The following is a 6789-nucleotide window of genomic DNA, read 5'->3' as shown; positions in this document are numbered from 1 at the left end:
GGCCGCGACCCCCCGCGCCGAGCGCGCCCGCATCCTGCACGCCGTCGCCGACGGCGTGGAGAAGCGACTGGAGGACCTGGCCCAGGTCGAGACCCACGACAACGGCGCGCTGCTCCGCTCCCACCGGCGCGGCGTCATGCCCCGCGTCGCGCACAACTTCCGCTTCTTCGCCGACCGGCTGCTCACCCTGGACCACGAGGACTTCGACACCCGCGGCCACACCAACCACGTCTCCTGGGACCCGGCCGGCCCCTGCGTGCTGATCACCCCGTGGAACGCGCCGCTGATGCTGGCCACCTGGAAGGTCGCGCCCGCCCTCGCCGCCGGCAACACCGTCGTCCTCAAGCCCGCCGAGTGGTCCCCGCTCACCGCCTCGCTGCTCGCCGACATCGCCGCCGAGGCCGGCCTGCCCGCCGGCGTCCTCAACGTCGTCCAGGGCCTCGGCGCCGAGATCGGCGACGCCCTCACCTCGCACCCGGACGTGCGCCGGATCAGCTTCACCGGCTCCGTCCCCACGGCGAAGCGGATCGCCGCCTCCGCCGCGGCCAACCTGACCCCGCTGAGCCTGGAACTCGGCGGCAAGTCGCCGCTGCTGGTCTTCGCCGACGCCGACCTGGACCTCGCGGCCGACCTGGCGGTCGAGCAGTACGACAACGCCGGCCAGGTGTGCCTGGCCGCCACCCGCCTGCTCGTGGAGGAGGGCGTCGTCGAGGAGTTCACCCGGCGCTTCACCGAGCGGGCCGCACGGCTCGTCCAGGGCGACCCGCGCGAGGAGGCCACCGACATCGGGCCGACCGTCCACCCGCGCCAGCTGGAGAAGATCGACGGCTTCGTGCGCCGGGCCGTCGCCGCCGGCGCCCGGGCCGTCGTCGGCGGCCACCGCAAGGACGCGCAGTACTACGCGCCGACCCTGCTCACCGACGTCGCCCAGGACTCGGAGATCGTCCAGGAGGAGGTCTTCGGACCCGTCCTGACCCTGCAGACCTTCCGCACCGAGGACGAGGCCGTCCGGCTCGCCAACGACACCCGCTTCGGCCTGGCCGCCACCGTCGCCACCGGCTCCCGCGAGCGCGCCGAGCGGGTCACCGCGCAGCTCGTCGCGGGCACGGTCTGGGTCAACTGCTTCTTCGTCCGCGACCTCGGGGCCCCCTTCGGCGGCGCCCGCCACTCCGGCGTCGGACGCGAGGGCGGCGACTGGAGCTTCGACTTCTACTGCGACCTGAAGAACACCGTCACCGCACCGAAGGGCTGGACCGACCATGGGTGAGATCGTCGGAGCGGGCCTGCTGGCCCACGTCCCCACCGTGATGCTGCCCGAGGCGACCCGGCGCGAGCTGAACGAGGGCAGGGAGATCAGCCTCGTCACCGGCCTGCAGCAGCTGCGCCGGGAGGTCTTCGAGCGGGACGACTACGACACCGTCGTCGTCCTCGACTCGCACTGGGCCACCACCGTCGAGTTCGTCGTCACCGCCCAGGACCGCCGCGCCGGGCTGTTCACCTCCGAGGAGCTGCCGCGCGGCATGTCCCGGATGCCCTACGACTACCCCGGCGACCCCGAACTCGCCCGGAACGTCGCCGAGTTCGCCGAGAAGCACGGCACCTGGATCACCCCGATCGACGACGCCTACCTGCCCGTCTACTACGCCACCATCAACCTCTGGAAGTACCTCGGCGAGGGCCTGCCCGACAAGCGCTGGGTGACCGTCGGGGTCTGCCAGACCGGCGACATGGAGGACCACCTGCGGCTCGGCCGGGCCCTGGCCGACGGCATCGCCGCCACCCCCGGCCGGCGCGTCCTGGTCGTCGCCTCCGGCGCCCTCTCGCACACCTTCTGGCCGCTGCGCCAGCTGCGCGACCACGAGTCCAGCGACACCAGGCACATCTTCACCCCCGAGGCGCGCGCCGCCGACCTCGAACGGATCGCCTGGTTCCAGCAGGGCCGCCACGACCTGGTGCTCGACACCATGGACGAGTTCTGGCGGTACAAGCCGGAGGCCCGCTTCTTCCACTACCTGATGATGGCCGGGGCCCTGGGCGAACGGGCCTGCACCGCACGCGCCCGCCAGTACGGCGAGTACGAGAACTCGATCGGCACCGGCCAGGCCCACCTGTGGTTCGACCGGCCCGCCGCCGGCTGGACGGCCCCGCGGACCCCCGTCCGCCACGACCCCCACCACCACGTCGACCCCCACGGAGAGGACTTCTGATGCCCGAGTACCGCCGCATCCTGCTGGACGGGGCGGCCGTCCAGGTCGTCCGCGACGGCGAGGAGCTCGTCGCCGGCGACGGCCGCCGGGTCAAGGTCGAGGACGCCCACCACCTCCCCCCGGTCGTCCCCAGCAAGATCATCGCCGTGCACCTCAACCACCGCAGCCGGGTCGAGGAGTTCCGCATCGGGCTCGGCCCCGCGCCCACCTACTTCCACAAGCCCACCTCCTCGCTGAACTCCCACGGCGGCGCGATCGTGCGCCCCGAGGGCTGCAAGTGGCTCAACTACGAGGGCGAGGTCGCCATCGTCATCGGCAGGACGGCCCGCAACATCGCGCCCGCCGAGGCGGGGGAGTACATCGCCGGCTACACCGTCGCCAACGACTACGGCCTGCACGACTTCCGCGACACCGACGCCGGATCCATGCTGCGGGTCAAGGGCTCCGACACGCTCTGCCCGCTCGGCCCCGGACTGGTCACCGACTGGGACTTCCGCGGCAAGTCGCTGCGCACCTACGTCAACGGCGAGGTGGTGCAGGACGGTTCGACCGACGAGATGGAGTGGGACATGCACTACCTCGTCGCCGACATCGCCCGCACCATCACCCTCAACCCCGGGGACGTGCTGCTCTCCGGCACCCCCGCCAACTCCCGGCCGGTCCGGCCGGGCGACTTCGTCGAGGTGGAGGTCGAGGGGCTCGGCCGGCTCGGCAACCGCATCGTCTCCGGGCCGACGCCCGTGCGCACCGACGTGGGCGCGCAGCCGACGGAGTCGGAGGAGGTCCTGTCGACCGCGCTCGGCGGCGACTGGGAGTTCCGCGGGATCCGTCCCCCGAAGCGCTGACCGTGGCCGCCGGCCGGTCGCCGACCCGCCTTGCGGAGCCGGCCCGCCTTGTAGGGTCACCGGCATGACGGAGACAGCCGGGACGGGTCGGCCGCGCAAGGCGCGCAAGCAGGTCAACTACGGTGCAGGACGCGTGGCGCTGCTCGACGCCGCCGTCAAGGTGGTGGCCCGGGGGGGCTTGCGCAAGCTCACCTACCGCGCCGTGGCGGAGCAGGCCGGGGTCACCCACGGCCTGGTCGTCCACCACTTCGGCTCGCGCGACGCCCTCATCGAGGAGGCGCTCGCCCACACCGTCCGCACCAGCCTCAACACCAGCGCGCTGGAGACCGGCACCGGCAGCCTCGCGGACTTCTCCGCCGGCATCGCGGACATGGTCAGCTCCGACCCCGACACCCAGGCCTTCCAGTACGAACTGCTGCTGGAGGCCCGGCGCAGGCCCGAGCTGCTCACCCAGGTGCGGGCGCTCTACGACGAGTACTTCGACGCCACCCGGCGCGAGCTGGCCCGGATGCTCCCCGAGGACGCGGACGAGGGCCTGACCAGGCTCGTCTTCGCCGCGCTGGACGGCCTGGTGCTGCATCAACTCGTCTTCGGCGAGCCCGAGGTCACCGAGGCCGCGCTCGGGCGGCTGCGCTCCCTGCTGCAGCTGCTCGGCGGCGACGGCGACGGCGGGCCGGCCGCGGACGGCGGCGCCGGCCGACCGGAGTGACCCCCGGGGCCTGCGGCGTCGCGCTCGGTGACACCGCGGGCCCGTGACCGAGTCTTGACCCGCCCGCTGGGAAGTCCGCGTCCCGAACCCCTTGCCAAGTGGATAGTTTCGCCTCAGGATGAGGCAACTCGTTTGGCTCTAAACAGTAGCCTCTCTCCCCAGCAGGTGATCCGAGTGGACAGTCAGACGGTCGAATCCGACCCCACCACGCAGGAAACCGCCCCCGCCCCCGCCGGCGCCGGCCGACTCAAGCCCAACGCCCTCGGCGTCCTGGGCATCCTCTTCTTCGTCCTCTCCGCGCAGGCACCGCTCACCGGCATCGCCGGCGCCGTGCCCATCGCGATCGCCTTCGGCAACGGCGCCGGCGCCCCCGCGGCCTACGCCGCCGTCGGCGCGATGATCCTGCTCTTCTCCGTCGGTTTCGTCGCCATGGGCCGCCACGTCGTCGACGCCGGCGCCTTCTACACCTACATCGGCAAGGGCCTCGGCCGGGCCACCGGCGCCGGCAGCGCCGCGGTCGCCCTCTTCGCCTACTGCTCCGTCCAGGCCGCGATGTACGGGCTCTACGGCGCCACCGTCAACGGCCTGGTCGCCCAGTACGCCGGGGTGGACATCCCCTGGTGGATCTGGGCGCTGGCCACCATGGCCGTGGTGCAGGTGCTCGGCGCCCTCGGCATCGAGATGGGCGCCAAGGTGCTCGCCGTCTTCGTCCTGGCCGAGTCCAGCATCCTGCTCGCCTTCGGCCTGGTCACCCTGGTCAAGGGCGGCGGCCCGCAGGGACTCGACCTCGCCCACAGCTTCTCGCCCGGCGCCGCGCTGAAGGGCGCACCCGGCGTCGCCCTGATGTTCGCGGTCGCCTCCATGTTCGGCTTCGAGGCCACCGCCATCTACGGCGAGGAGGCGCGCGAACCGCGCCGCACCGTGCCGCGGGCCACCTACCTCTCGGTCACGGTGATCACCGCCTTCTTCGCCTTCATCTCCTGGATGCTGGTCTCCTCCTACGGCGCCGCGCACGTGGCCGACGCCGCAGCCGAGGCCGTCAACGGCGGGGACAGCACCGGCTTCGTCTTCGCGCCCATCGCCGCACAGTTCGGCGGCTGGGTGAACACCGTCCTGCCCGTCCTGCTGGCCACCTCGCTGTTCGCCGGCATCCTCGCCTTCCACAACTCCGCCAACCGCTACCTGTTCTCGCTCAGCCGCGACGGCCTGCTGCCGGACCGCCTGCGCACCCTCAACCGGCGGCACTCGCCGGCACTCGCCGGCCGCGTCCAGACGGTGATCGCCGCCCTGCTGGTCGTCCCGTTCGCGGTGTTCGGCAAGGACCCGGTGCTGACCCTGTTCTCCTGGTTCAGCGGGGTGGGCGTGCTCGCATGCATGCTGCTCTACCTGCTGACCTCGTTCTCGGTGATCGTGTTCTTCCGCCGCGAGCGCCTCGACACCCGGCTCTGGAACACCCTGATCGCCCCGGTGCTCGGCGCCCTCGGCCTGGCCGGCGCCATCTGGCTGATCCTCTCCAACTTCACCACCCTGATCGGCGGCAGCACCGCCACCGCCGTCTGGCTGGTGCTGGCCGTCCCCGCGGTGCTCGCCGCCGGCGCGGCCGTCTCCCGGCTGACCCGAGGCCGGCGCAGCGGCTCCGCCAAGGTCTAGGAGCCGTTCTCAAAGGGCGCGCGGGCAGAAGACCGGGGGCGCGTCGGGGCACCTCCCGGCCGAAGGCTGGGGGGAGAACTGCGCAGTTCGAAGCGGCGATCCCGACGAATCCGGCTCGCCCCTGGTTCGCGCGGTGGCCCACATCCGAATTGCGCAGTTCCCCGCGCCCCTAACTCGACTACCCGAGTGCCCCTTGCGCTCACCCACCATCTTGACGTTTGACCCCAAAGAAAATGGAGGACGTGCCGATGCCCGACGCCACCACGCACCAGGAATGGGTGCAGCGCGCCCAGGACCTCAAGCTGCCGTACCTCCACTTCGTCGACGGCGCCGACGAACCCGGCCACGGCGCCACCTTCGAGGTCGTCTCCCCCCGCGACGGAGCGGTCCTCGCCGAGGTCGCCGACGCCGGGGCCGACGAGGTCGACGTCGCCGTCGCCGCCGCCCGGCGGGCCTTCGACTCCGGCCCCTGGCCGCGCCTCGCACCCGCCGACCGAGGCCGCACCCTCCAGCGGATCGCCGACCTGCTGGAGGAGCACCGCGACGAGCTCGCCCTCACCGTCAGCCTGGAGATGGGCAAGCCCATCACCGACGCCCACACCGTCGAGCTCCGCGCCGCGATCGCGACCTTCCGCTGGTACGGCCAGCTCGCCGACAAGACCACCGACGAATCCCCGCACGTCGCCCCCGACGCCCTCGCCCTGGTCACTCGCGAACCCGCCGGAGTCGTCGGCGCCGTCGTGCCCTGGAACTTCCCGCTGACCCTGGCGAGCTGGAAGATCGCCCCCGCGCTCGCCGCCGGCTGCACCGTCGTGCTCAAGCCCTCCGAGTCCTCGCCGCTCTCGGCCCTGCTGCTGGCCCGCCTCGCCACCGAGGCGGGACTCCCGCCGGGCGTCCTCAACGTCGTCGCCGGCAACGGCCCCACCGCCGGCCGCGCCCTCGGCCTGCACCCCGACGTCGACGTCCTCGCCTTCACCGGCTCCACCCGGGTCGGCCGCCGGTTCCTGCACTACGCGGCCGACTCCAACCTCAAGCGCGTCTGGCTGGAACTCGGCGGCAAGTCGCCCAACATCGTCCTGCCCGACGCCCCCGACCTCGACCGCGCCGCCGCCACCGCCGCCTGGGGCATCTTCTTCAACCAGGGCGAGATGTGCACCGCACCCTCCCGCCTCCTCGTCCACCGTTCCGTGGCCGAGCAGGTCACCGAGGCCGTGGTCCGCCACGCCGAGGAACTGCGGGTGGGCGACCCCCTCGACCCGGCCACCCGGATGGGCGCCCTCGTCGGCGAGGCCCACCTCGACCGCGTCCTCGACCACATCGCCACCGGGGTCGACGAGGGCGCCCGGCTGCGCACCGGCGGCAGCCGGCTCGACCTGGG

At 72.8% G+C, this 6789-nt stretch carries 6 protein-coding genes; all 6 read left to right on the top strand.

Going from position 1 to position 6789, the window contains the following annotated elements; genetic code table 11:
* A partial coding sequence (locus ABZ641_RS21820; protein WP_359984101.1) for an aldehyde dehydrogenase family protein occupies positions 1 to 1267 on the top strand: 1267 nt, incomplete at its 5' end.
* Complete coding sequence (locus ABZ641_RS21815; protein ID WP_359984098.1) at positions 1260 to 2207, top strand: 3,4-dihydroxyphenylacetate 2,3-dioxygenase; 948 nt, start codon at positions 1260 to 1262, stop codon at positions 2205 to 2207. The genes ABZ641_RS21820 and ABZ641_RS21815, both read left to right, overlap by 8 nt.
* Positions 2207 to 3052 carry a fumarylacetoacetate hydrolase family protein gene (locus ABZ641_RS21810; RefSeq protein WP_359984095.1) on the top strand — a complete coding sequence of 282 codons (846 nt, stop codon included), beginning with the start codon at positions 2207 to 2209 and terminating at the stop codon, positions 3050 to 3052. The genes ABZ641_RS21815 and ABZ641_RS21810 overlap by 1 nt, the downstream gene beginning before the upstream one ends.
* A 64-nt stretch (positions 3053 to 3116) precedes the next feature.
* Entirely contained in the window at positions 3117 to 3761 is a 645-nt protein-coding gene (locus ABZ641_RS21805; RefSeq protein WP_359984092.1) for a TetR family transcriptional regulator, read from the top strand.
* 174 nt (positions 3762 to 3935) lie between these two features.
* Entirely contained in the window at positions 3936 to 5411 is a 1476-nt protein-coding gene (locus ABZ641_RS21800) for an APC family permease (RefSeq protein ID WP_359984089.1), read from the top strand.
* A 248-nt stretch (positions 5412 to 5659) separates the two neighbouring features.
* A partial coding sequence (locus ABZ641_RS21795) for an aldehyde dehydrogenase family protein (RefSeq protein ID WP_359984086.1) occupies positions 5660 to 6789 on the top strand: 1130 nt, incomplete at its 3' end.

Source organism: Kitasatospora sp. NPDC007106, from assembly GCF_040634455.1.
GTDB lineage: Bacteria > Actinomycetota > Actinomycetes > Streptomycetales > Streptomycetaceae > Kitasatospora > Kitasatospora arboriphila.
The sequence above is the reverse complement of the archived record's forward strand: the minus strand, read 5'-3'. Positions and strand labels throughout refer to the sequence as shown.